Annotated in this window: 15 protein-coding genes; 10 read left to right on the top strand and 5 right to left on the bottom strand. The window is 63.0% G+C overall.

Annotated features, from left to right (window positions below; translation table 11 throughout):
* Positions 1–58: 58 nt before the first annotated feature.
* The 10 genes from cphA (ABIB38_RS11375) (at position 59) to ABIB38_RS11330 (ending at position 11477) form a co-directional block, all read left to right on the top strand.
* Positions 59–2227 carry a cyanophycin synthetase gene (gene cphA / locus ABIB38_RS11375; RefSeq protein ID WP_429203909.1) on the top strand — a complete coding sequence of 723 codons (2169 nt, stop codon included), beginning with the start codon at positions 59–61 and terminating at the stop codon, positions 2225–2227.
* Positions 2228–2251: 24 nt separating this feature from the next.
* A complete protein-coding gene (gene cphA, locus ABIB38_RS11370; protein ID WP_429203907.1) occupies positions 2252–4831 on the top strand; it encodes a cyanophycin synthetase in 2580 nt (859 codons plus the stop codon).
* Between the two features lie 91 nt (positions 4832–4922).
* Positions 4923–5705, top strand: coding sequence for a MaoC/PaaZ C-terminal domain-containing protein (locus tag ABIB38_RS11365; RefSeq protein ID WP_429203905.1), 783 nt, complete (start codon positions 4923–4925; stop codon positions 5703–5705).
* 681 nt (positions 5706–6386) lie between these two features.
* Positions 6387–7622, top strand: a complete 1236-nt coding sequence (gene proV / locus ABIB38_RS11360; protein ID WP_429203903.1) for a glycine betaine/L-proline ABC transporter ATP-binding protein ProV — start codon at positions 6387–6389, stop codon at positions 7620–7622.
* On the top strand, positions 7619–8740 hold the full coding sequence (proW, locus tag ABIB38_RS11355) for a glycine betaine/L-proline ABC transporter permease ProW (RefSeq protein WP_429203901.1): 1122 nt from the start codon (positions 7619–7621) through the stop codon (positions 8738–8740). The genes proV and proW overlap by 4 nt, the downstream gene beginning before the upstream one ends.
* A gap of 15 nt (positions 8741–8755) precedes the next feature.
* A complete protein-coding gene (gene proX, locus ABIB38_RS11350; RefSeq protein ID WP_429203899.1) occupies positions 8756–9805 on the top strand; it encodes a glycine betaine/L-proline ABC transporter substrate-binding protein ProX in 1050 nt (349 codons plus the stop codon).
* Positions 9806–9958: 153 nt separating this feature from the next.
* The gene (locus ABIB38_RS11345) at positions 9959–10099 is read left to right on the top strand and encodes a hypothetical protein (protein WP_429203897.1); all 141 of its coding nucleotides are present in this window, start codon (positions 9959–9961) and stop codon (positions 10097–10099) included.
* Between the two features lie 129 nt (positions 10100–10228).
* Positions 10229–10471 carry a hypothetical protein gene (locus ABIB38_RS11340; RefSeq protein ID WP_429203896.1) on the top strand — a complete coding sequence of 81 codons (243 nt, stop codon included), beginning with the start codon at positions 10229–10231 and terminating at the stop codon, positions 10469–10471.
* A 206-nt stretch (positions 10472–10677) separates the two neighbouring features.
* Positions 10678–11067 carry a hypothetical protein gene (locus ABIB38_RS11335; protein ID WP_429203894.1) on the top strand — a complete coding sequence of 130 codons (390 nt, stop codon included), beginning with the start codon at positions 10678–10680 and terminating at the stop codon, positions 11065–11067.
* An 8-nt stretch (positions 11068–11075) separates the two neighbouring features.
* Complete coding sequence (locus tag ABIB38_RS11330; RefSeq protein ID WP_429203893.1) at positions 11076–11477, top strand: hypothetical protein; 402 nt, start codon at positions 11076–11078, stop codon at positions 11475–11477.
* 159 nt (positions 11478–11636) lie between these two features.
* On the opposite strand, the gene ABIB38_RS11325 is transcribed toward ABIB38_RS11330, so the two are convergent.
* From ABIB38_RS11325 to ABIB38_RS11305, 5 genes are all read right to left on the bottom strand, one after another.
* The gene (locus ABIB38_RS11325) at positions 11637–13592 is read right to left on the bottom strand and encodes an ATP-binding protein (protein ID WP_429203892.1); all 1956 of its coding nucleotides are present in this window, start codon (positions 13590–13592) and stop codon (positions 11637–11639) included.
* A 214-nt stretch (positions 13593–13806) separates the two neighbouring features.
* Positions 13807–14226 carry a hypothetical protein gene (locus ABIB38_RS11320; protein ID WP_429203890.1) on the bottom strand — a complete coding sequence of 140 codons (420 nt, stop codon included), beginning with the start codon at positions 14224–14226 and terminating at the stop codon, positions 13807–13809.
* Between the two features lie 134 nt (positions 14227–14360).
* A complete protein-coding gene (locus ABIB38_RS11315; RefSeq protein WP_429203889.1) occupies positions 14361–17879 on the bottom strand; it encodes a type I restriction enzyme subunit R domain-containing protein in 3519 nt (1172 codons plus the stop codon).
* 7 nt (positions 17880–17886) lie between these two features.
* Positions 17887–19152: a restriction endonuclease subunit S gene (locus ABIB38_RS11310; protein ID WP_429203887.1), complete on the bottom strand. Its 1266-nt coding sequence runs from the start codon at positions 19150–19152 to the stop codon at positions 17887–17889.
* Positions 19149–21251, bottom strand: coding sequence for an HsdM family class I SAM-dependent methyltransferase (locus tag ABIB38_RS11305; RefSeq protein WP_429203886.1), 2103 nt, complete (start codon positions 21249–21251; stop codon positions 19149–19151). Before ABIB38_RS11305 ends, ABIB38_RS11310 begins: the two co-directional genes overlap by 4 nt.
* Positions 21252–21544 lie beyond the last annotated feature (293 nt).

The raw sequence follows: 21544 nt of genomic DNA, 5'->3' as shown, positions 1-21544 counted from the left end.
GGGCAGACAAGGACAAGTCGCCAGCGCAAGAGAGGCGCCAGGCGGCAAAAGTGATTACATGACCAAGAAGAATGACATCAAATTCCTGCGCGTGACCTATCTGCGCGGACCGAATATCTGGACCTACCGTCCGGTACTCGAGGCCTGGCTCGACATCGGCGAGCTCGAAGACTATCCGTCGAACCTTCTTCCCGGCTTCACCGAGCGCCTGACCGCCTGGCTGCCCGGACTGGTCGAGCACCACTGCGGGCTCGGCTACCGCGGCGGCTTCCTGGAGCGCCTGGTCGACGGCACCTGGGCCGGCCACATCCTCGAACACATCGTGCTCGAGGTGCAGAACCTGGCCGGCATGAAGACCGGCTTCGGCAAGACCCGGTCGACCGGGGAACACGCCATCTACAAGATGGCTTTCCGCACCCGCGACGAAACCGTCGGCCGCGCCGCCCTGGACGTGGCCCACCGCCTGATGATGGCCGCGATCAACGACGCGCCGTTTGACCTCGCCGCCGAAGTCGCGCGCCTGACCGACATGGTCGACCGCCACTGCCTGGGCCCCTCGACCGCCCACATCGTGGACGCCGCCACGGATCGCCGCATTCCTTCCATCCGTCTGACCGACGGCAACCTGGTGCAGCTCGGCTACGGCGCCGCCCAGCGCCGCATCTGGACCGCCGAGACCGACCGCACCAGCGCGATCGCCGAAGGCATCGCCAGCGACAAGGACATGACCAAGTCCCTGCTCTCCTCGTGCGGCGTGCCGGTGCCGGAAGGCGCGATCGTGCGCAGCATCGACGCCGCCTGGGACGAAGCCCAGGACATCGGCCTGCCGGTGGTGATCAAACCGATCGACGCCAATCACGGCCGCGGCGTGTCGCTCAACCTGATGACCGAGGCTGAGGTCAAGGCGGCCTACACGATCGCTTCCGAAGAAGGCGAAAGCAAATCCGTGCTGGTCGAGCGCTACGTGACGGGCAACGAACACCGCCTGCTGGTGGTCGGCCGCAAGGTGGTGGCTTGCGCCCGCGGCGAATCGGTCTGGGTGACCGGCGACGGCCGCCACAGCGTGGCAGAGCTGTGCGACACCCAGATCAACATCGACCCGCGCCGCGGCGAGAGCGAGGAATTCCCGCTCAGCCCCGTCAAGCCGCGCGAGAGCGAAGAGAACCAGCTGCAGCTGCAGCGCCAGGGCCTGACGCCCGACTCGGTTCCGGCCGAGGGCCAGAAAGTGCTGATCCAGGTGAACGGCAACGTCGCCGACGACGTGACCGACCTGGTGCATCCCGACGTCGCCTACGCCGCCGCCCTGGCCGCGCGCATCGTCGGCCTGGACATCGCCGGCATCGACCTGGTGTGCGAAGACATCTCGCGTCCGCTGGAAGAGCAGCGCGGCGCCGTCATCGAAGTCAACGCCAGCCCGGGCCTGCTGGCCCACATGAAGCCGGCCAGCGGCACGGCGCGCAACGTTGGCAAGGACATCATCGACCACCTGTTCGAGCAAGAGCAGACGGCGCGCATTCCAGTGGTGGGCGTGACCGGCTCGAAGGGCTGCAGCCTGATCACGCGCCTGGTCGGCTGCCTGGTCAACATCACGGGCAAGGAGGTCGGCGTCGCCAACGGCGAAGGCCTGTACCTGAACGCGCGCGCCATCTCGAATCGCGATTCGACCGGCGTCGAAGCGGCCCAGCGCATCCTGATCAACCGTAACGTCGAGACCGCCGTGTTCGAATCGAACGCGCGCTCGATCCTGCAGGACGGCCTGCCCTACGACCGCTGCACGGTGGGCGTGGTGACCGACATGAACGGCATCGAGGATGTGGCCGAGTTCTACATCCGTGACCAGGAGGCGATGCGCAACGTGATCCGCAGCCAGGTCGACGTGATCCTGCCGGACGGCGTGGCGGTGCTGAATGCCGCCGACGCGCAGGTCGCCGGCCTGGCCGAACTGTGCGACGGCAGCGTCATCTATTACGCCGCCGACGAGACCAACCCGATCCTGGCCGCGCACCGCCAGAACGGCGAACGCATCGTGTTCACGCGCGACGGCCGCATCGTGCTGGCCGCGGGCGAGCAGGAAACGCCGCTGATCGCCCTGTCGGCAATGAAGCCGTCGACCGTGAAGTACCCGGAAAACGTGCTGGCGGCGGTGGCCGCCGCGTGGGCGCTCGGCGTGCCGAGCGACCTGCTGTGCGGCGGCCTGCGCGCCTTCGACGCGACGCCGAAGAAGTAATCCATCAATAAAGGAACACGGTTTATGGAAGTATCTCGCGTACGGGCCCTGCGTGGCCCCAATCTCTGGAGCCACCACACCTCGGTCGAGGCCATCGTGGCGTGCACGCCGCAGGAAGCATCGATCGACGCCCTGGCCGGTTTCGAATCGCGCCTGCGCGTGCGCTTCCCGCAGATGGGCGCCCTGCAGCCCTATGGCCACCACGACACGGTGCCGCTGGCGCAGGTGCTCGAACTGACGGCGCTGACCCTGCAGGCCGAAGCCGGCTGCCCGGTGACCTTCAGCCGCACCACCGCCACCCTGGAAACCGGCATCTACCAGGTCGTGGTCGAATACAGCGAGGAAGACGTCGGCCGCCTGGCGCTGGACCTGGCGCAGCAGCTGATCGGGTCGGCGCGCGACGACACCCCGTTCGACCTGGCCGCCGCATTGAAGCAATTGCGCGACCTGGACGAAGACGTGCGCCTGGGCCCATCGACCGGCGCGATCGTGCAGGCCGCCGTGGCGCGCAACATCCCGTTTCGCCGCATGACCGAGGGCAGCATGGTGATGTTCGGCTGGGGCAGCCGCCAGCGCCGCATCCAGGCCGCCGAGATCGACGCCACCGGCGCCATCGCCGAGTCGATCGCCCAGGACAAGGAGCTGACCAAGAAGCTGCTGGATGCGGCCGGCGTGCCGGTGCCGCAGGGCCGCAGCGTGGTCGACCCCGATGACGCCTGGGCCGCGGCCCTGGAAATCGGCCTGCCGGTCGTGATCAAGCCCAAGGACGGCAACCAGGGCAAGGGCGTGACGGTCAACGTCACCACCCGCGAGCAATTGGACGCCGGTTTCAGGGCGGCCAGCGAATTTCGCGACGACATCCTGGTCGAGCGCTACCTGCCGGGCCACGACTACCGCCTGCTGGTGGTCGGCGACAAGCTGGTGGCCGCCGCGCGGCGCGAGCCGCCGCAGGTGATCGGCGACGGCAAGCACACCGTGCGCGAGCTGGTCGACGAGGTGAACCGCGACCCGCGCCGCGGCGACGGCCATGCCACGTCGCTGACCAGGATCCGCTTCGACGACATCGCCCTGGGCACCCTGGTGCAGCAAGGGATGCACGCCGACTCGGTCCCGGCCCTGGGCCAGCGCGTGGTCCTGCGCAACAACGCCAACCTGTCGACCGGCGGCACCGCCACCGACGTGACCGACGACGTCCACCCCGAAGTGGCCGAGCGCGCGATCGCCGCCGCCCACATGATCGGCCTGGACATCTGCGGCGTCGACCTGGTGGCCGACAGCATCCTGAAACCGATGGAAGAGGTGGGCGGCGGCATCGTCGAAGTCAACGCCGCGCCGGGCCTGCGCATGCACCTGGCGCCGTCGTTCGGCAAGCCGCGCGCGATCGGCGAAGCGATCATCGACACCCTGTACAAGGACGGCGACAACGGCCGCATCCCGGTGGTGGCCGTGACCGGCACCAACGGCAAGACCACCACCGTGCGCCTGATCGCGCACCTGCTCACCGCGTCGGGCCTGCGCACCGGCATGACCAATACCGACGGCGTCTACATCGAAGGCCGCCGCATCGACAGCGGCGACTGCAGCGGTCCGCGCAGCGCGCGCAACGTGCTGCAGCACCCGGACGTCGACGCCGCCGTGTTCGAGACGGCGCGCGGCGGCCTGCTGCGCGAAGGCCTCGCGTTCGATCGTTGCCAGGTCGCGGTGGTGACCAATATCGGCGCCGGCGACCACCTGGGCCTGAACTACATCACCACGCTGGAAGACCTGGCCGTGCTGAAACGCGTGATCGTCCAGAACGTGGCCGTGGGCGGCATGGCGGTGCTCAACGCCGCCGACCCGACCGTGGCGGCGATGGCCGAGAAGACCCGCGGCGACGTCACCTTCTTCGCCCAGGACGTGGGCTTGCCCGTCATGGCGATGCACCGCGCCCAGGGCCGCCGCGTCGTGTTCGTGGAAGACGGCCACCTGGTCGCCGCGCAGGGCCGCTTCATCGAGCGCATCGACCTGAAGGAAGTGCCGATCACCCGTGGCGGCGTGGTGGGCTTCCAGGTCGAGAACGTGATGGCGTCGGTGGCGGCCGCCTGGGGCGTGGGCACGTCGTGGGACGCGATCCGCCTGGGCCTGAAGACCTTCGTGGGCGAGAGCGACAACGCGCCGGGCCGCTTCAATGTGTTCGACTACCGCGGCGCCACCGTGATCGCCGACTACGGCCACAATCCGGACGCGATCGCCGCGCTGGTCAATGCGGTCGAAGGCATGCCGGCCAAGCGCCGCTCGGTGGTGATCAGCGGCGCGGGCGACCGCCGCGACCAGGACATCCGCCAGCAGACCGAAATCCTCGGCAAGGCGTTCGACGACGTGCTGTTGTACCAGGACCAGTGCCAGCGCGGCCGCGCCGACGGCGAGGTGATCGCGCTGCTGCGCGCGGGCCTGGCCGGCGCCACCCGCACCGGCCACGTGGAAGAGATCAATGGCGAATTCGTCGCCATCGACCGCGCGCTCGACCGCCTGAACGAGGGCGACCTGTGCCTGGTGCTGATCGACCAGGTCGATGCGGCGCTGGCGCACATCACGCGGCGCGTGACCCAGGCCAAGGCGGCCTGACGTTCCGCCGGGCTGGACGGAGTGCTATCCTGCGCGGATGCGCATTCCGTCCCCCGCTTCCCTTCCCGCTCTTCCTCCATTGGGCGCGGCCATGCTGCTGCGGGCGCTCGTCAAGCGCCCGGCGCGCGCGCCGACCAGCCAGATCGGCGCCACCTGGCGCCTTGAGCGGATCGACCTCGATCACGTGCGCCGCTATAACGCCGCGTTTGGATTCGCGGGCGTCGCCATTCCGGTCACCTTCCTCTATCTGCTGGCGCAGCGCGCGCAACTGGCCACCATGCTGGCCTGCCCGATCCCGTTTCGCATTCCAGGCCTGATCCATGTCGAGAACCGGCTGGCGCTGCACGGCCCGGCGCCGCATGACGCGCCGCTGGCGCTGGCGACCGCCTTGCACTTGCCGCCCCCGGCGCCGAACGGCGCCTTGCACTGCGTGCTGGAGACGCGCGCCTTCGACGGCGAGCGCCTGGCCTTTTCCTGCGACAGCACCTATCTGATCCGGCGCGGCAGCCGTGCCAGCCGCGCCGCGCCGCAGCCCGACGCACCGTCCGGTCAGGCGCTCGGCCGCTGGACCGTCGCGCATGACGCCGGCCGGCGCTATGCGGCCTTGTCGGGCGACTGGAACCCGATCCACCTGTGGCCATGGTCGGCGCGCCTGATGGGCATGCGCGCGCCGATCATCCACGGCGCGCACACGCTGGCGAAGGCATGTTCGCTGCTGCAGGCATCGACGGAGCGCGACATCGCCGCGCTCTGGTGCCACTTCCGCCAGCCGGTGGCGCTGGGCGCCGATGTCACGTTGCTGGCAGGCGGCAGCGACGGCGAGTTCGCTGTCATGTGCGGCGGGCGTCTCGCCATGGAAGGAAGGTATTCATGAGCGGGCGCTCCTTGTAGCCGCCTGGGATCTTGGCGGTCGATCACGGCTGCTTGTCGAGATGGGCGCGGAGGTGGCAATGACGTCAAGTGAAGGCGAAAGTCTTCTTGAGTCAGCGTATAAACGTCGTCCCCACGCAGGTGGGGACCCAATCATGCAAGCGTTTCGACGATGTTTGCAGAACTTGGGTCCCCGCCTGCGCGGGGACGACGTAGTTGACTGCTAGCTCAGCAGCTTAACTTCACGGCATTAGCGCGGAGGTGACCTTGCACGCCTGCGACACCGGAAACGACTTCCATGCGATCTGCAACGGGCGCATTGCCCTAGAAGGACGGTGGGAAGCCGCGACAGACCAGTGCCTGCCACAATAAATAAATCAGATTGACTTATCATTAGATTTTAACTATAATTCATGCCCATTAGGCAATAGTTACTTTTAGCAATACCCTGCCGCACCGTATTTTCCATCCATTGATGGGAAATCGCTCTCAGGCCCAGCGTCTGCATCCGTAGTCGTTGACGTCATTGTCGTCAGCATCCCCTCGCCGGTCCAGCGTGCCAGTTCCTTGCGCCGCCTGCGCTTGCACGCCATTTGCACCGACGACGGCGCGGGTCCACCCACTCCCATGAGCGCCAATGGCCGCAGGGTTTCATTCATTCGCCCAATCGAAGGAGAACAACAACGTGGCAAAACAAATCATCATCGACCATGTCTTCAAGGTGTACGGCGACCGGCCCGACGACGCGCTGGCGCTGGTGCGCCAGGGCGCCGACAAGCAAGACATCCTGGCCAGGACCGGCTGCACGATCGGCGTGTTCGACGCCACCTTCACCATCGAAGCGGGCGAGATCTTCGTCATCATGGGCTTGTCGGGCTCGGGCAAGTCGACCCTGGTGCGCATGCTCAACCGCCTGGTCGAGCCGACCGACGGCCGCATCCTGGTCGACGGCAACGACATCAACACGCTGCCGGACGCCGAGCTGCGCGCCTTGCGCCGCAAGGACATCAGCATGGTGTTCCAGTCGTTCGCGCTGCTGCCGCATATCACCGTGCTCGACAACACCGCCTTCGGCATGGAGCTGGCCGGCATTCCCAGGGCGGAGCGCCATGCCCAGGCGCGGCAGGCGCTGGAACAGGTCGGCCTGGCGGCCTATGGCGCCAGCTATCCCGACGAGCTGTCCGGCGGCATGCAGCAGCGCGTGGGCCTGGCCAGAGCGCTGGCCAGCGATCCATCGATCCTGCTGATGGACGAGGCGTTTTCGGCGCTCGACCCGATCATGCGCACCGAGATGCAATCCGAGCTACTGCGCCTGCAGCAGATCAAGCGCCGCACCATCGTCTTCATCTCGCACGACCTGGACGAGGCGATGCGCATCGGCGACCGGATCGCCATCATGAAGGATGGGCACGTGGTGCAGGTCGGCACGCCCGAGGAAATCCTGCGCAAGCCCGCCAACGACTACGTGCGCAGTTTCGTGCGCGGCGTCGATGCGGCGGCGGTGTTCAAGGCCGGCGACATCGCCCGCAAGAGCCAGATCGTGGTGTCGGAATCGCCGACCCGCGGCTCGCGCGCGGCGCTGTCGATGCTCGAGGAGCAAGACCGCACCTACGCCTACGTCGTCAATCCGCAGCGCGAATTCCTCGGCCTGGTGTCGGTCGATTCCCTGCGCAGCGCCCTCGACGGCCATTCCGGCCCGCTGGGCCTGGCGCATGCCTTCCTGACGGAAGTGCAGACCATCAAGGCGGACGAGCCCGTCGCCGGGCTGTTCGGCCAGGTGGCGCAACTGCCGTACGCGGTGCCGGTGGTGGCCGATGACGGACGCCTGTGCGGCGCGATCAGCAAGACCACCTTGCTGAAATTCCTCGACCCCGACACGCCCGCCATTCCCGAGGCCCCGACTCAGAAAGGACCAGCATGAGCACCACCGAAAACAGTATCACGGCAGTCCAGCCGGCCGCAGAACAAGCCGCAGGGCAGGCAGCAGAACAGGCCGCCCAGGCCAACCCCTGGCTGCCGACGCCGCCGGGCGACACCTCCTGGCTCGACGCCGCGCCGGCCGTCACGCCCGGGGACGCCGGCAGCGTCGGCCTGGCGCGCATCTTCGATGGCGCGCTGCCGCTGCAATCCTGGATCAACGACGGCCTGGGCTGGGTGGTCGAGCATTTCCGCCCCTTCTTCCAGGCCGTGCGCGCGCCGATCGACGCGACGCTGACCGGTTCCAGCCAGCTGCTGCTGGCCGTGCCCTCGCTCGTCCTGATCGCCATCATTGGCCTCTTGGCATGGCAGTTCACCAGCCGCGCGCTGGCCGTCGGCACCGTGCTGGCGCTGCTGGCGATCGCCATGCTGGGCGTGTGGCCGGAAGCGATGGTCACCCTGTCGCTGGTGCTCACTTCGCTGGTGTTCTGCCTGGTCATCGGATTACCCTTGGGAATCTTCCTGGCCAGCAGCGACCGCGCGCAAAACATCCTGCGCCCGCTGCTCGACGCCATGCAGACGACGCCGGCCTTCGTCTACCTGGTGCCGGTGGTCATGCTGTTTGGTATCGGCAATGCGCCGGGCGTGATCGTCACCATCATCTTCGCCCTGCCGCCGCTGGTGCGCCTGACCAACCTCGGCATTCGCCAGGTACGCCCCGACCTGATCGAAGCAGCGCGCGCCTACGGCGCCTCGCCCTGGCAGCTCTTGACCCGCGTGCAACTGCCGCTGGCCATGCCGTCGCTCATGGCCGGCATCAACCAGTCGCTGATGCTGTCGCTGTCGATGGTGGTGATCGCCTCGATGATCGCGGTCGGCGGCCTCGGCCAGATGGTGTTGCGCGGCATCGGCCGCCTGGACATGGGCCTGGCCACCGTGGGCGGCCTCGGCATCGTCCTGCTGGCCATCATGCTCGACCGCCTGACCCAGGCCATGGGGCAACCGCGCCGCGGCGTGCGCCACTGGTACCAGACCGGTCCGGTCGGCTTCGTCCTGCGCCGCCTCGGCGGCGCCGCGCGCACCGATGCGGACCCGGGCGCCAAGCCCGCCACCGCACAATAATTCGAAAGGAACCCGATGCGTCAAACCGACCACTTCAACGCCACCTATAAAACACGGCGCGCATTCCGCTGGATCTCGACCCTGGTACTTGCCGGGCTCGCCCTGAGCACCGGCATCGCGACGGCGCAAACCCCAGGCGCCAGCCTGCCCGGCAAGGGCGTCAAGGTGCAGGCCCTGCAAGGCCCGCTGGCCGAGGAAACCTTCCAGACCATGCTGGCCAACCGCGCGCTGGAACAGCTGGGCTACGAAACGCAACCGATCAAGGAAGTCGCCTACCCGACCGCGCACGTCGCCGTCGGCAATGGCGACGCGACCTTCCTCGCGGTGCACTGGGACCCGCTGCACCAGGACTATTACGACAATGGCGGCGGCGACGCCAAGCTGCTGCGCACCGGCCAGTATGCCGGCCCGGCCGCGCAGGGCTACCTGATCGACAAGGCCACGGCCGAGAAGTACGACATCACCCAACTCGACCAGCTGCGCGACCCGGGCATCGCCCGGCTGTTCGACCATGACGGCGACGGCAAGGCCGACCTGACCGGTTGCGATCCGGGCTGGGGCTGCGAAGCCATGATCGAACACCATATGGACGGCTATAAACTACGTCCGACGATCAAGCACGTGCAGGGCAGCTATTCGGCGCTGATCGCCGATACGATCGGCCGCTACGGGCGCGGGGAATCCATCCTGTATTACACCTGGACGCCGTACTGGGTCAGCAGCGTGCTTGTTCCCGGCAAGGACGTCGTGTGGCTGCAGGTGCCGCATTCGTCGAATCCGCAAAACGCCAACACCCGCCTGGCCGATGGCAGCGACTATGGATTTTCGGTCAACACCACGCGCTTCGTCGTCAATCGCGCCTGGGCCGAAAAGAATCCGGCAGCGGTCAAGCTGTTCGAGGTCATGCGCCTGCCGATTGCCGACATCAATGCGCAGAACGAACGCGTGCGCAATGGGCAAGGATCGCAGGCGGACATCGCGCGCCATACGGCAGGCTGGATCAAGTTCCACCAAGAACTGTTCGATAGCTGGATTGCACAGGCGAAGGCAGCCGCGAAACCGTAATCCCTGGAAAGGTGGCCCGCTTCTTGCGGCCACCGGCGTTGCGGACGAAAAACTGTCGAGCAACGACGATCTTTGCCGCGGACTGCCGGGTCGATCGGGTTAAAATGGCAAGTCCTGGCCTTCCACGCGCCAAGCCGTACCGATTCAGACCACATGACCACCGCTCCCAAAGAAATCAACGCCGCCGCCATCAAGCACAGCGCGACGGAAAAGCTCACTCCCATGATGCAGCAATACCATGGCGCGACTTTTTTAAGCATCTCTTCAAGAGGCAGCGACACTTTTCTCGCCTAAAAATCGCGAATTCAGTCCCCCTTTGCTCCCCGCGCGGTTTAACGCGTCGACTGACCAACGATTCATGAATCCCTTGCACACTCAACCTTTCCAAGCGGTTTTGCTGCGACTGGACGAAGACAGACAAACTTGCTCGTTGCCTGGGAAGCCATGATCGGCGGAAGCGGAACGCCGTTCTTCCCGCTCGATTTGCTCGCCAGCGGCGCGGTCAAGCGTGGCGTCAGCGCTTCGGCGGCCGTCAAGGTTTTGGTGGAGTCCTGGAACCTGGTGAGCGCCAGGTCGCTGCTGCGCACGGACCTCGACATCGCCTTGATGCTCGCAAACACGTCGTTTGTCGAAAACGCGCATGAGTTCGTGGTCCTGACGACCTGAGGCAAGATCTTACGTTGTCAATCGTGACGAGCCGCCGTTGTCTCGAGGCATGACACTTGCCGAACATGATCTACGGCTAAGCTTGGACTAAAATCTATTCCGACAGGACGGTCGCTCCGCGCGCTACGCGACGGACGGGCCGACTTTCCTACGTATCCGAGACCAACACTCTTGCCTTTTGGGCCCAAAAGAAGGAAGATTAATCCATGGCTGCTGTAAAGACTGTCAACATCGAAGAAGCCTTTGGCGCATATATCTCTCTCCCCGATCGCATCTCTATCTACGTGCCAAGTCAAGATAAACATGGAGCAAAAATTGACAACGCAAAATGGGTTGATCGAACTCTTACCTTGTTGGCTGAGATTAATGGCGGTGCGACTGCCATGCCACCCGTGCAGGGCGCCTGGCTGAACGACGAAGGAAAACTCATCAAAGAGCAACCAGTTGTCGTGTATGCTTTTATTCGTCCAGATGCATTTGAAACCCGCCTCTCTGAAATAGTTGGCCTGGTTAAAGAGATTGGAATCAAAACCAACCAAGGCGAAATGGCTGTCGAGTTCAACAATGAGCTTTTTTTGATTAAGATCGAGCAATAGGAGGCAGTATGAATTCCGAAGTCAAATTTGTCAGTGGTCGTAAGCAAGCTGCTCGGCTTTCCGCCACCCTCTCTTCAACTCGCCGGGTGGACCCCGAACGTGTGCGGGAAGCGTTTGACGGCATCAAAGTCGGAAACGTCCAAGGATTAGACCTATATAGTGTTCGCGAAGCGATTACACGACTCTTGTCGCCGAAAGGTGGGCGCCCGAGCGTGGAAGGTTCAAGCGCCCAAGTCAAAATTCCGCGACTTGACGAAGATTGGAATAAAATTGAGCGGATAGCGCGCGCGGCATCCGGTCTTCCTCATAAGCCTTCAGTCACTCAAACCGCAGCGCTCATACTGCATGTAGCGTTATCCAGCATTCCTGAACACAAACTCGACGAGGAAATGAAAAAAGCTTTTGGCTAAGCTAGTCGCTCGATTCAAATAACTCGGACTGGACTGATTTGTCGCTATGCAAGTGATTGGACTATTTCCCTGTTTTCGTAGCAACGCTTAGGGAAGGCCGGTTTAGGTTTCATTCACTCGTCCGTTCCAATTCGACGAATCCCGATCTCGGCGCTCGAATTAGATTCCATTCGGCGGGCGCAAGCCGAGCGACGCCTGAGAAGCTGTTTGCATAACTTTGGCTGACAAGTCTGCTCCAGACACATCCTCGTATCGGGCTGGGATGCGCTCTTTCAATCGGAAAAGCCGCTTGTTGGCAGAGCGAGTGAGCTGATGGTAAGTGGTAGCTTGGACACGCCCGCGGACGACGCCATCCTCCTTGATCTCCTTCTCCCCCGCCGTCTTGGCCGCGATCTCGTGTCCAACGACGAAAGCCCTGAACATTGGCGTCCCCTCAAGGGCTCCGCTTTCAAGAAAATCCTGGATGTAGCCATCGGCTTGCGTCATCTCATCACGGCCAATCGCAGAGCGCCCTTTCTTTAACTCGATGATCAGCACGCTCTGGATGCGCGTGAGCATGGTGTCCGAGTGATCGAATCCTTCGGTGCCCACGATCGAGCAGGTCGAGTCTTTGAGCACAAGAATGTCCGGACGTTTCTTAGCGTTGATGAAGGCCTGCGCCGGAAGACTCTTGCCAAAGACCTTCTCCGCAGCGGTTTTGAGACTGACGTTTGAAGCGTATTCGCTGCTGTCGAACTCGGGACCGAAAAGCCATCGCGCCTGCGTCACCAGAGGATGCAGCGTGTGCAGCTCGTCGGCCGCTTCGTCCCCAGAAAGTTTTTCGATCGCGGCGATCACCGCCAATCGCTGATCGATCTCGTCGAGGACCGATAGAGCATCATTAACGGTCCACTGGCTCAGCAGCCGATCAAGCCCTTCGACGTCCGACTCGTCAAGTTTGGTGAGCTTGTCGAGCAACGCCGCGCCGCCGCGGGCCTTCTCGATATTGATCAACGCCTGCACCGCTGCTGAGAGCACGTCCTGTGAGACGGTTGGCGTGGCCTTAACTAAATCGCGGGCGAAACTGGCTACTTCGGCGCGGCCTAGGGGTGATAACTCCTTGAAGTCCTCTCGGTTCTTAACCAACGCCTCTTCCGAGCTCTCCTCCACCAGCGTCGCCGAAATCTGGGCAAAAACCTTCTTGGCGTAGTCGCGTGCGGCCTCGAAGAGGGCCTCGACCTTCTTGCTGCTCTTGAATCGAACCCAGTCCTGCTCGACCTCAGGCAGCCAGCCGTCGTCGGCCTTGATGACGATCGAAAACCGTTTGGCGAAGCGCGCTCGCCCATCGATCACAGCCTCCGAGCCGACCACCCAGCTCGGCACGCCGACTAGGCGCCCATTCACCCAGAAAGCGATGCCTTGGTAGAGCGTGTATTTGGCAGTCCGCGACGTGTCGACGACAAAGGCCTCGGCTGGCGGGCAACCGGCAATCCGCAAGTCCTGCTTCTCGATGAGTCCAGTTTGGTCGGCCAACGCAACCGACACGCCATTGACCCGGACAACGAACTGGGGATCGTGAACGAAGCGGCCCGCTAGTAGCCCACGGATGGCGTCGGCGTTGGGCAAGTGTCGCTGGACGATGACAGAGAGCTTGGTCCCATGGCCTTTTCGGAGGAAAGATCCTTCTTTTTCGATCTTAAAGGGATTCTCTTCGCTTTGGGTGCCGATGTCGAAGTTTGCGCCCTTGTCCTCGCGCCATGTCTCCACCGAATACTGGTCGGCGAAGCACAGCAGGCCGTGGCGGCCGACGCCGTTGCGCCCATAGGCCCTGCGGCGCCAGCCGTGGCGCTCTGGCGGGAACTCGACCATGGCGCTTTGGTGCTTGAGGCGGTTGTAGCCCAACTTCATCCAGCGGCCTTTGAACTGGGCGGCACTCATGCCATGCCCATCGTCCTCAACCGTGAGGGCCAGCTCGTTGGTAGGAGGTATCGTCAGATCGACCAGGGAGGCGCCGGCATCCCAAGCGTTGGCCACGAGTTCTGTGAGAGCAACCTCGGGGTCTTGGGCGATGCGCCCTAGCGTGCGGACGAGGTAGTTCTCCTCGAAGAGCGATCCGGTCGCAGCGTCCGCGATCATTTTAGTCCTTGAAGCCATCCCCTCCCCTTTCATGAGTTTGCCGCACCTTACCGCGGAAAAATGTCGCGCTCCCGCTCAAGGCGTCTGCGTGTTCACGCAATGCAAAGTCGTCCGGACAGCTAAATTTCGAGCGCTGCTCGACGGCCGAATGGGCTCATCGCCGCAAACGCCGCTCGCAAGCGCGCGCTGCCCGCTGGTTGAACGCCTCTCCGTTTCACTCGGGCAGCTTCTTCGCCTGACTCCCAGCCTTTGGTAAAGACAGGGTTTTGTCGCCGAGTTTAAGTTTCGCTGCCTTCACGACGACCACCGCCGGCATTGTAGCGGCTGGCTGGGCAGGGTTCGAGTTGATGCCGGCGGCCACAACCGCAGCTCTGACGTCGGCCAAACGGCCGTCAGGCACTTTGCCAAAACCGCGAAACATCGCGACCGGGCCATATGACGGTTTGAACCACTCGACAGTGAATGGGAGCCACACAAAGCGGGAACAATCAAAGCGCGTCTGCTCATCAAGCGAGTTGCCTCCCTCGCCTTTATCCAACTCAAACTCATGCGACATCAAGACAGGCCCCGACTTCGCGGTGGTTGCCTGTCCGGTGCCGTAGATTAGACCGATCTTGGGGTGGTCTTCGAGCATGTGCATATTCACCGCGACGACGAATACCGGCCTGAATTTCGGGCCAGGAGAGTGAGGTGCATGGTCGTAGGGGAACCAGCATCCGACAAGTTGTCCCTTTTGAGGAACCGGACCAGGCATGCGCACAGACATGCTCATATCCAATCCGTCGCGCTGGCGTTCGCCGGAGCGAACTTCATGCGGAGCGCGGCGGCGGTCTCGAGGGACAGCGGACCACCCTCGTAGTCGACATCGAAATTAGCCTGGGGGCCAAGCGAGCTACCGTAGGTCGCGATCCATTCCTCGTAATCAGCCATGACGAGCTCCGAGCGCTTTAGGATCGGCATCAAGAATGACTTCCTATCCGGGTGCGTGTAGATTTCCGGCTCGGTGTTGGCCGCATCGAGAAGCTCGGAGAACTTCCCGAACCGCTCCTCCCACGGGTAGTCGACGCCGCTTGCGGCCATCGCCAAGATCATCTTGCGATGGATTCCCTTGTTTCGTGATTGGCCGACCCGGTCCATCGCTTTGAACAAGGCTGCCAGGAACGCCTTTAGTTTTGCGATCAGGGCGAGCTTCTGCTGCTCTGTGAGCTGCAGCGCGGTGAGCATTTCGAGGGCGTCAGCGACGGCCTTCGGCGAGCGCGGCTCCGCCGACGAACCGGGCTTCTTACGCTCCCTCTTCTCCTGCTCTTCGGGCAGCTCGTCGAGGCCCCAGCCGTCGGCCTCCTCGACCATGTCGACATCGAAGACGGCAGCAACCCTCCCGTCGACTTCCTTCGCCTTCGCGCGAAGGTGGACGAGGACCTGCTCAGCGAAGGCCGCCTTGTTATCATCGTTATGCTTGGCAAGCTCTGCTCGCGCGAAATCCAGGATGCCCCGTAGGCGCATTCGTGCGGCCAGCCAGGCTCCGGCGGCCTTTTTGAGAAGCTCAGCGCGTGGCAGGTCTTTCGCGACGAGCCCGTCGAGAAAGTCCGACAGCGCGGTGGCCGTCTGTAGCTTCGTCGCCGGGGTCGTGGACTTCCACTTCTTCCAATGGGCGTCGATATCCGCGTCCTTGAAGAACGCGCAGTAGGCAGCGTCCATCTTTGCCATGAGATCCATCGCGTCCAAATCCGACACCGTGATTCCACCGTATTTGGCGAACACCTTCGGAAGGTTCTTCGAGACCACGCCGTCGCGCGAGAAATCGATGATCAGGCAGTCGTTTTTCCACTTGCGCACGCGATTGACGCGGCATGCAGTCTGGAACAGCAGCACGTCATCCATTCCGCGGTCGATGAAGATGGTATGCAGCGTCGGCTCGTCGAAGCCGGTCAGCAGCTTGTCAACCACGACGAGGACCGAGTTGCGCACCTTGAGCCCTGGCTCGGACTCGATCCCCTTGCGCCGAAAGTCGTCGATGATCTCCTGCTGCGACCTGCCCCCGTTCTTCTCCATGCACGAGGGCTCGCCCTGCTTGTCGGTGTAGAGGACGAGGACAGGGATCTTCCTTAGCGTCTCCGCGAGCTCGGCGAAGCGCGGATCAGAGGCCAAGGCGACGAGCTCCTCCTTGATCAGATCCTGGTAGGCGATCGCAGCCTTGATCGAGTGGGCGGCGAACATGGCCTTGCCCTCGCCTAGAGCCCGGCCGCCAGGCGGCCGGATCGCCATGATCGTTTTGGCGGCGATGATCAGCGCCGCCTGCTTGGCCACGAGGCGCTGCCGGCTCGGGTTTTCGTAGATCTCGTCGGCGTTCGGCGCGCGCACCTTATCGTCGTCGGCGAGCTTCGCGACAGTCTGCGCGATCTTGTAGTCGATATGATCCCCGAAGCGCAGAACGTTCTGGATCGGGTTGAGGATGACCTTCTCCTTGATCGCCTGCGACATCGTGTAGGCGAAGAAGGGGGCCCATCGGATGTCATCGCCCGGGGCCTTTGGAGATCGAAATTCTCCGATGCGCGCGAGGATATCATCCTTCGGCGTCGCCGTGAGACCAATAATGAGATTGCGCTTCGCGCCGGCAGGACGCAGCGTTCCCCACTCGTCGAAGAGCTCGATAGTTGCATCGTGGAGGACGCCGTTCTGGCTGCGGTGGACCTCGTCGATCACGATCGCGACGCGCTTTGAGCGCAGAAGCTCGGAAAGCTTCGAGTCGTCGGCAGCCACACGTTTCATCGACGGGAACTTCTGGATGTTGACCACGACAACGCGAGCGGCCCCCTCCAGAGCGCCGCGAAGGTCGGTGAAGGACTCTGCCTCCATAACGAGGCTCTTGGTCGCCCGGAGACGAGCCGCTTCCTCTGCGACGTTCTTGCGCAGGTCCGTTCGGTCAGTGAGCAGGATGACACAATCAAACAGCGGCGCGGCAGCTGGGCTCCGCGGGTCCGCCATGTCGGCCAAGGCCTGCGCCGACCAGACGATGACGTTTGTCTTGCCCAGGCCTGCCGCACCTTGCAGCAGGATCGAGTGTGAGTCCGCGCCGTTGCGGTGGAGCGAGGCTTTGGTCAGGATCTCCTGCATCTTCGCGGGGTCGAGTCCCGGCAGGTCCCGCTCGACGCGCGCGCGGATGTCGTCGGGACTGAACTTGGGCTTCTCCTCACTCGCGTATAGTTCCGCAACGCGCCGCATAGCTTGGTGCAGCATCGCGCGCTGAGCGGGGCGCGGTCGCAGGATCTCGTTGCCGGTGGTTGTGCGGCTCGATCGAACCTGGTTGAAGAAAAAGATCTCCCGGTCAATTCCGTCGGTGGGGTCGAACAACGAGGCAAGGTGGTCGGCAAGCGCAGCGCTGGGGGTCTTGTCCCGAATCTCAGCTGCAGGCGCAAACGACGCGATCAACTTGGCCGGGATGGAGGAGTCGAGGGCCGCCCGGTCGTCCCGCTCGATCGCGTCATCGACGTCGGCAAGCAGCCATTCGAGGTCTTGGACCAACATCAACGAGCCCATGTCCGAGCACGTAATGTGGACTGCCTTCTCATACAGGCAAATCTGTTGCCTAATCCGGTTGCGCTCGGAGGCCTGAAGCGAGCGGTTTCGGAACCCAGGCCATTTGCCCCCGGCATGCTCCCAACGCGCGCGCGCCTCGAGAAGCGCGGCCTTGGCGGCCTCAACCGCATTGTGAGCAATCTTCTTGCGGCCGTGGGTGCGCGCCGTTTGCCCTGTCTGCGCCGTCTTGAGCTCAGAGTAGGCGAAGTAGATGCCGTTCACGAAGAACACAACGTCGGGGCGGCGCGTGACGTCCTTACCCGTAATGGGGAACAGGCGTTGAAAGGTCGCCTCGGGGATTACCCGCAACGCGTTCTTCGCAAACAGAGCGACGGAATCGCCTGCCGCTCCAGCTCGTGGGGCCTCATTCCAGAGGGTGAACGCGAACGCCCCTCTGAACTTCACTTCCTCGCGCAGCACGAAAGCGGCGTTCGGCGCGCTTTCGAGCGCGGGCAGAAGGGCCTCGTCCACGAAAGCTGCTGCGCATGCCTCGTCGGAGTCGAACTGCTTACGAGCCTGCACAAATGCGGACGCGTTACGCGGATTGCCGTCGCGGATGAAGGCGAGAACGTCCTCCATGACAACCCAGCGCTCGGCGTTAACGTCGCCCGGCTTGCCAAGAATCCAACCCAGTTGGCCTGGGCCGTGGTCAGTGAGAAATGGCAGGACGATCCCATTTTGAAAATCACTCTCTTTGATTCTTGGATTCATCACATCCTCACTTTGACGTGGCCATCTCGGGCGAGGGCGCGGATGCAGAGATAGAGCTCGCCGACGCCAACCGCCCCGTCACTGATTCGAAGACGAGCGCCCTCCTCTGCTCGGACAAGGCAGTAAGTAGATCGTCAATGACCTCGATCTCCAAGTCGACGATGGCAATGCGACTGTCGATCTCCGAGGCAATGCGCCGCTGCTCGGGAACATCCGGATAAGGAATCACCATTTCCTTAAACTCATCCCAATACAGGCGAAGGCGAAAGTCCGTGATGCCACGAGAGCGCCGACGCATTTCCTCGATCGCGCGTGGCGACCGAAGTAGATGCTCGACGAATTCCGGCGAAACGTTCCTTCGCGGGCGCGCCACGACATAGGCGGGGCTGACCAGGCCTTCGACCTTAGCGACACCAAAGCCGCCTTGCCAGGCGCGCATTTGGTTGTATACGACGTCGCCTGGAATCACTCGCTTGTATACGCCGCGATCCTCGCTGCGACTGACTTTCCGCTCGAGAGCGTCGTCGTCGAGCTCCTTATCCGAGATGCCTGAATGAATCGACACGCTGAGGACAGGCAGGTCCGTGAAGCCGAAATCGCACGCCTCCCGAAACAAGTTCCCGAGGCGCTCCACGCGCCATGACGCGGGCAAGTTGATATGCCAAGGTTCAGAAGAAGCCGCACGCACTCCCGGCACAGTGGTTCCGAACGTCCACTCCTCGCGCACCGAGGCCTTCAAATCCCGAAGCAGCGCTTTCTTGCCATTTAGCGCCTCCATGCGCTGATCGATCAACGCGCACTCGCGATCGAGGAAGTCCGCAATCGCCCTGCGCACTGGGCGCCCAGGCATCGCGATGGGCATTGAGAGAAATGTCTCTCGTTGAAGCTCCGTCTGCTTCGTGGCACCTAACGCGCAAAGGCTATTGATCGTCTCGTAGTGGCCGACCACCCACCAATACAGGAAGCGCGCATCGTCTCTATCGCGGCAGCGAACGATCGAGACGTGGGAATCGCAGTAACCGCTCGCAGTGGTCAATGCGCATTTGCCTAGGACACCCTCGCCCGTCGATGCGACCAGCAGGTCGCCTGCTTTGAACCGGCCCTTTGGGCCAGCAAGCGGCTTGCACTCTCGCATACGGCTCTGCTCTATGCGATAGCCGGAGATAGTGCCCTGGTTCGCAATCCAGAATCCAGTGCCTTCCTCGTAATCAGGGTGGGCTCCGCGCGCCATCGAGACTACGAGTGTCTTGATCTGCTCAAGAGGCCAGCTCATTCGCCTGCCCCCAGCGCTGCCTCGAACTGACGCTCAAGCTCCACCATCTTGCGATTGAGGCCAGAGATCTCCGCAAGGACGTCCTTCGTCGAACGCGCCCCACTCAGACGTGGAAATGCCTTGTTGAAGTTGATTTCGCTACCCAGTGTGACTTTCGTGATAGTTCCCGGCTCGCGCATCCACCGGGTGAGGTAGTCCTGCACGACCTTCTGGTTCTCGGCTTCATCGGTCCGATACTCGACATGCTCTACGTCGCGCTGCATCAGCGGCTCGAGCGAGGCGTTGACTCGGCACCGATCAACCTTTTTCACTTTGCCCACTTTCGCCTTGACCGCAAGCTTCCCGAGTCCAAGCTCGATGGATTTGCCTGCCTTTGTGGCTACGACCTCGCCGGTAGAGACATCCCAGACCCAGCTGCCCTCCGTGGTGCTCACCCCAATGCGCGATGCGTTCTTCACGCGCTCGTTGAAGTTGGCTGCCAATTCCTTGGGAGAAAGTTCGGGCGCACCCGTCGGAGCACGAAGCTCGCCTTCGGCCACTTGGAACTCTACTTCGTCGATGTGGATTGCCATGGAGTCCCGGCCGAGGTCGAGCAGATCCTGCACTGCGCGCCCGTCCTCATCGTGACGGTGCACCAAAAGCTCCACTTTATTGTATAGCAACTGGTCGACGGTCAACACCTTGCTGATCGGCCCGTCTTCAAAGTTTCTGAGCGCCTCGACGATTCGGGCCCGGTTAGTTGCGTCCACTTCGCAGTTCTTCTTGTTCAAGTTTCGCTTCAGCTTAACGCAGCACCTCTCAGCGTTGATCAAGAGGACCCTGCCTTTGCGAGCGGCCGGCTTGTGTTTGTTCAATACCCAAACGTAGGTAGAGATTTCCGTGTTGAAAAATTCGTTCTTGGGAAGCTGGATGATTGACTCTACGATATCGAGCTCTTTCATCAACCAGCGACGCGTCTCTGACTCGCCTCCGCCCGCATCGCCGGAGAACAGCGTCGATCCGTTATGGACGATTGTCGCCACGCCGCGCTCTGCCAAGTGAAAAGCAGCGTGCTGAAGAAATAGCAGCTGGCCGTCTGACACGGGCGGTAGCCGCTTTTTCGCGAAGCGCCCCGTAGCATCGGCCTCTACGGTCGCCTTGAAGTCCTTCCAGTCGCTACCATAGGGCGGATTGGCTTGGATGACGTCGAAGCGCTCGGAGAGGAAGTGGTCGTGCGTCAGCGTGTTGCCGTGCGCTATGGTCGCGTCCTCGCGAAAACGCGCCTCGATGGCGGCGAGCGCGTAGAGCGCGTCGTTTAGCTCCTGGCCGAAGGTCTGGACCGACAGCTCTGGAAACTCCTGACGCAGCGCGTCCTCGCCCCCGAACAAGAAGTTGCCGCCGCCGCAGGTCATGTCATAACACTTCGCGATGCCATCGGGCGCGTGCCCGCCCCGCTTGCGCATCTCGACCACGAGCGTGTTGCACAGGTCGATAACGTCGCTCGGGGTATATTGCTCACCCGCGGTCTCCGCCGAGATGTCGCCCCACTTGCGTTTGATGTGCTCTTCCATGGTCGTGACCTCCGAGTTGCTGAACGGAGTGAGGTCGATCGCAGCCCACTTCTGGGCGAACGCGAAGAGCAGACTGTTGGGCCGAGCGAAGAGGTCGGCGGCCTTACCCTGTATATCGAGGTATTTGGGGTCGCTCTCCGCGTAGCCCAAACCAAGCAGCTTTTTCGTTTCAGGATCGTATTGGTCAAGGTGCGCCATAAGGCGGGCGCGGAAATTGCCTCCTGGCACCGCGCAGGTCTCGCGCAACCCCTTATCGAGCAACAACAGCTCGGGGTGATAGCCCTTGTTGACAGCCTTTGCGGCTGCTTCGAGCCAGTCGCGGTGGTCCTTGTTGGCTGGATCAAACTTGACCTTCATAGCCTTCTCGAACTCCGCAACCTTTTCGGCCTTGAAGCGGCGCAGTCTTGACTCCAGCAGCATGAGCGCGAAGAAAGGCATCATGTAGCTCGGAAACTCGCTTTCCTTGACGCCAGCCGCCCGCAACGTATCGGCAGTGCGCCAAATGGTTTCTGCATGCGCGAGCAACGCCGCGCCGATCTTCTGTGCCATGTGTCCTCTTCAGTCCTTCTTAGTTCGATGCACGGCGCTCGGTTCGGTCGGCATCGCCGCATCCTCACCCGCTACCGGGGGCCAGCCCAAACCCTCCGCTTGGCAGTGCTTCCTAATGAGCCACTCGAGCGTGTTTGCCATGCTCCGGCCCTCCCTATCGGCGATGAGGGCCAATGCCGCCTTCGACGCTGGGTCGAATCGGAATGTGGTCGGCTGATTTTTGGGATTCTTGGTCGGCATGGCTTCGTCGTGCACTACACCCGAGCTACATTACCAGCCTATTCCCCAAAGTC

The sequence above is a fragment of the Massilia sp. UYP11 genome (assembly GCF_050434805.1).
Taxonomy (GTDB): domain Bacteria; phylum Pseudomonadota; class Gammaproteobacteria; order Burkholderiales; family Burkholderiaceae_D; genus Telluria.
Note: the sequence above shows the minus strand (reverse complement) of the source record. Positions and strands in the feature narration are given on the sequence as shown.

What these genes read in the sequence shown, in the direction of transcription:
- ABIB38_RS11330 (WP_429203893.1), top strand. Translation starts at nt 11,076, where the DNA reads ATGAATTCCGAAGTCAAATTTGTCAGTGGTCGTAAGCAAGCTGCTCGG.
- ABIB38_RS11365 (WP_429203905.1), top strand. Translation starts at nt 4,923, where the DNA reads ATGCTGCTGCGGGCGCTCGTCAAGCGCCCGGCGCGCGCGCCGACCAGC.
- ABIB38_RS11335 (WP_429203894.1), top strand. Translation starts at nt 10,678, where the DNA reads ATGGCTGCTGTAAAGACTGTCAACATCGAAGAAGCCTTTGGCGCATAT.
- cphA (WP_429203907.1), top strand. Translation starts at nt 2,252, where the DNA reads ATGGAAGTATCTCGCGTACGGGCCCTGCGTGGCCCCAATCTCTGGAGC.
- proW (WP_429203901.1), top strand. Translation starts at nt 7,619, where the DNA reads ATGAGCACCACCGAAAACAGTATCACGGCAGTCCAGCCGGCCGCAGAA.
- cphA (WP_429203909.1), top strand. Translation starts at nt 59, where the DNA reads ATGACCAAGAAGAATGACATCAAATTCCTGCGCGTGACCTATCTGCGC.
- ABIB38_RS11305 (WP_429203886.1), bottom strand. Translation starts at nt 21,251, where the DNA reads ATGGCACAGAAGATCGGCGCGGCGTTGCTCGCGCATGCAGAAACCATT.
- ABIB38_RS11320 (WP_429203890.1), bottom strand. Translation starts at nt 14,226, where the DNA reads ATGCTCGAAGACCACCCCAAGATCGGTCTAATCTACGGCACCGGACAG.
- ABIB38_RS11325 (WP_429203892.1), bottom strand. Translation starts at nt 13,592, where the DNA reads ATGATCGCGGACGCTGCGACCGGATCGCTCTTCGAGGAGAACTACCTC.
- ABIB38_RS11345 (WP_429203897.1), top strand. Translation starts at nt 9,959, where the DNA reads ATGACCACCGCTCCCAAAGAAATCAACGCCGCCGCCATCAAGCACAGC.
- proX (WP_429203899.1), top strand. Translation starts at nt 8,756, where the DNA reads ATGCGTCAAACCGACCACTTCAACGCCACCTATAAAACACGGCGCGCA.
- ABIB38_RS11315 (WP_429203889.1), bottom strand. Translation starts at nt 17,879, where the DNA reads ATGAATCCAAGAATCAAAGAGAGTGATTTTCAAAATGGGATCGTCCTG.
- ABIB38_RS11310 (WP_429203887.1), bottom strand. Translation starts at nt 19,152, where the DNA reads ATGAGCTGGCCTCTTGAGCAGATCAAGACACTCGTAGTCTCGATGGCG.